This is a genomic window from Kluyvera sp. Awk 3, assembly GCF_028069715.1.
GTDB classification, from domain to species: domain Bacteria; phylum Pseudomonadota; class Gammaproteobacteria; order Enterobacterales; family Enterobacteriaceae; genus Kluyvera; species Kluyvera georgiana_A.
This window is the reverse complement of record NZ_JANEWH010000245.1, coordinates 1-2,646: the sequence shown is the minus strand read 5'-3', so window position 1 is coordinate 2,646 and position 2,646 is coordinate 1. Positions and strand designations below refer to the sequence as shown.

General features: G+C 56.7%; 3 protein-coding genes. 1 reads left to right on the top strand and 2 read right to left on the bottom strand.

Features of this window, described 5'->3' with window-relative positions; all coding sequences use genetic code 11:
- Positions 1-157: 157 nt before the first annotated feature.
- Positions 158-778 (bottom strand): FKBP-type peptidyl-prolyl cis-trans isomerase, encoded by a 621-nt coding sequence (gene fklB / locus NNN71_RS24255; RefSeq protein ID WP_035893271.1) that lies wholly within the window; start codon positions 776-778, stop codon positions 158-160.
- 206 nt (positions 779-984) lie between these two features.
- Here fklB and NNN71_RS24250 point away from each other — a divergent pair, with 206 nt between their 5' ends.
- On the top strand, positions 985-1,626 hold the full coding sequence (locus tag NNN71_RS24250; protein WP_167577048.1) for an OapA family protein: 642 nt from the start codon (positions 985-987) through the stop codon (positions 1,624-1,626).
- 87 nt (positions 1,627-1,713) lie between these two features.
- Here NNN71_RS24250 and NNN71_RS24245 read toward each other — a convergent pair whose 3' ends face one another.
- Positions 1,714-2,643, bottom strand: a complete 930-nt coding sequence (locus tag NNN71_RS24245; protein ID WP_163445841.1) for a DMT family transporter — start codon at positions 2,641-2,643, stop codon at positions 1,714-1,716.
- Positions 2,644-2,646: the final 3 nt, after the last annotated feature.

The following is a 2,646-nucleotide window of genomic DNA, read 5'->3' as shown; positions in this document are numbered from 1 at the left end:
ATTTTATGTTTAAAGTGAGTGTTATATCACCTCACCTATGGGAAACAGCTCACAAAAATACACGCAACAGCGGCATTTGCAAGATTAAATCCCAGGATATATCAAACTTAAGGATTTTATATCCTCCCCCCAGGCGGAGAGAGGATAAATGCCAGAATTACAGGATTTCCAGCAACTCAACTTCAAAGACCAGCGTGCTGAACGGAGGGATAGAAGCCCCCGCGCCGCGCTCGCCGTAGGCCAGGCTGTGAGGGATAGTCAGTTCCCACTTAGAGCCGACCGGCATCAGGGTCAGCGCTTCAATCCAGCCAGCGATAACGCCGTTAACCGGGAATTCAGCTGGTTCGCCGCGTGCCACGGAGCTGTCGAAGACGGTGCCGTCGATCAGTTTACCGGTGTAGTGTACGCGAACGTGATCGGTACGCGCCGGGATTGCCCCCTCGCCCTGAGTCAGTACGCGGAACTGCAGGCCGGACTCGGTGCTGTTCACGCCTTCTTTCTCACGGTTTTCTTCCAGATATTTCACGCCGTCTTCCGCCATCGCGGCAAAACGCTCGCGACGCACTGCATCGGCACGTTCGTGGATTTCACGCAGCGCGCGATGAACAACGTCTACCGGCACAGCAGGCTGCTTGCCTTCCAGCGCATCGGCGATACCGGCAACCAGTGCTTCCGGCAGTAAACCCTGCAAACCGGACTCGCTTAGCTGCTGTCCTACCTGCAGGCCGATACCGTAGCTTGCCTGTGCTTCAATGGTGTCAAAAGTCGGGGTGGCCATCGTCTTTCCTTTCTTCGGGTATAAAGTAGCGGGCAGCATAGCAGCCACGCCGCACAGGGTAAAACTTTGTGTCAGGAAAGATGACAAATTGCCGGGAAAAAGAAACAATACCGATCGCCCATAGGATATGATGAGAGAACGCTTTAGCACGTTCATCAGGCAGTTATCTATAATGGATAGCAATGACACGGAGCAGGAGGAGAGCCATGCCCGGGAGATTTGAACTAAAACCTTTGCTGGAGAAGATCTGGCACGCGCCGGACAATCTTCGCATCCTGGATCCGTTGCCGCTTGCACACCGCCGAGGTGTGATTGTCGCTGCCCTGGCCATCATTGTCGGGTTCCTGTTGCCTTCCGCTGACGACGCCCCGGTGACGCCGGTCAGCCGTACCGCACAGCTCGACTTCCAGTCGCAGTCACAGCCGCAGCCCGACGCGCAGCCTTTGCATGCCCAACTGGTGACGCCGTCTAACGACCTCGACCAGGTCGCCCCGGTTGCACCCGAGCCGGTGCAGGAAGAGCAGCCAAATGAACAAGAGCAGGCCCCTGTTTCGCGCACTCAGCCGTACCAGGAAAGCAGCAGCAGTACCGAATGGCGAACCTATCAGGTTGAGGCAGGGAAAACGATGGCGCAGCTGTTCCGCGACAACAATCTGCCGCCGACTGACGTTTACGCGATGGCGCAGGTAGAAGGGGCAGGCAAACCGCTCAGCAACCTCAAAAACGGACAAAAGGTACAGATTCGTAAGAACGCCAACGGCGTGGTGACCGGGCTGACCATTGAATCCGATAACGGGCAGGTGCTGTTTACCCGTCAGGCGGACGGCAGCTTTATTCGCGCCCGCTAAACACACACAGTGCCGGATGGCGGCTGCGCCTTATCCGGCCTACACACGCGGTAAACGTAAGCCTGATAAGCGCAGCGCTATCAGGCGTTACCGCTTAACCTTATTCACCCACCAAATCCCCGAACATACCAGCACCAGCGCAATCGCATATTTCCATTCGAGAATATTTTCCCCGAGGAAAATTGCCGATAGCACCGACCCCGATACCGGAATCAGGAAGTTAAACGGCGCGATCATCCCGACGCGGTTGTACTTAAGCAGGATACTCCACAGCGCAAAGGCCACCGAGGAGAGCAGCGTCAGGTAGCCGAGAATCGCCACCGAGGAGAGACCGTGGAAGGTCAGCGTGCCGCCGCTCAGGTAGCCGCCAATCACCAGCGCCAGGCCGCCAATCGCCAGCTGATAGCCGGTCATTACCGTCGGGTCGACCGTCTGGGAAATGCGCTTACCGTACAGCGATGCCGCCGACAGGATAAACGCCGCCAGCACCACCGAACCATCGCCCAGCAGGCTAAAGCTGAAGTCCATCAGGCCGCTGTTGAAGTTCACCACCATCACCCCGGCAAACCCGAGAATACAGCCCAGCGTCTTGTTATAGCTGAGTTTGTCGTTCTGGTAGATGAAGTGTGCCAGCAGCACGCTGAAGAAGGTTCCGGTCGCATTCATGATGGACCCTTTCACCCCCGTGGTGAAGGCCAGACCGATGTAGAAGAAGATGTACTGTAGCGAGGTCTGCGTGAGCCCCAGCAGCGTGAGCTGGCCGAACTGGCGCGGGCTTAAACGTGCGATAGGCTTTCGCTGCGCCATCGCCAGCAGCAACAGCAGCAGTCCGGCAAACAGAAAGCGGTAGCCGGCAAAAACGATTTTAGTCGGGATATCGTCGGCAGCAATCTGGAAAATTTCGTATCCGCTCTTGATCGCCGGATAAGCACTGCCCCACAGCAGACAGCAGAAAGCGGCACAGAGGTAGACAACGTTCTTGCGGGAAAATAGCGGATGCTGGCGGAGAGTGTCCATTCT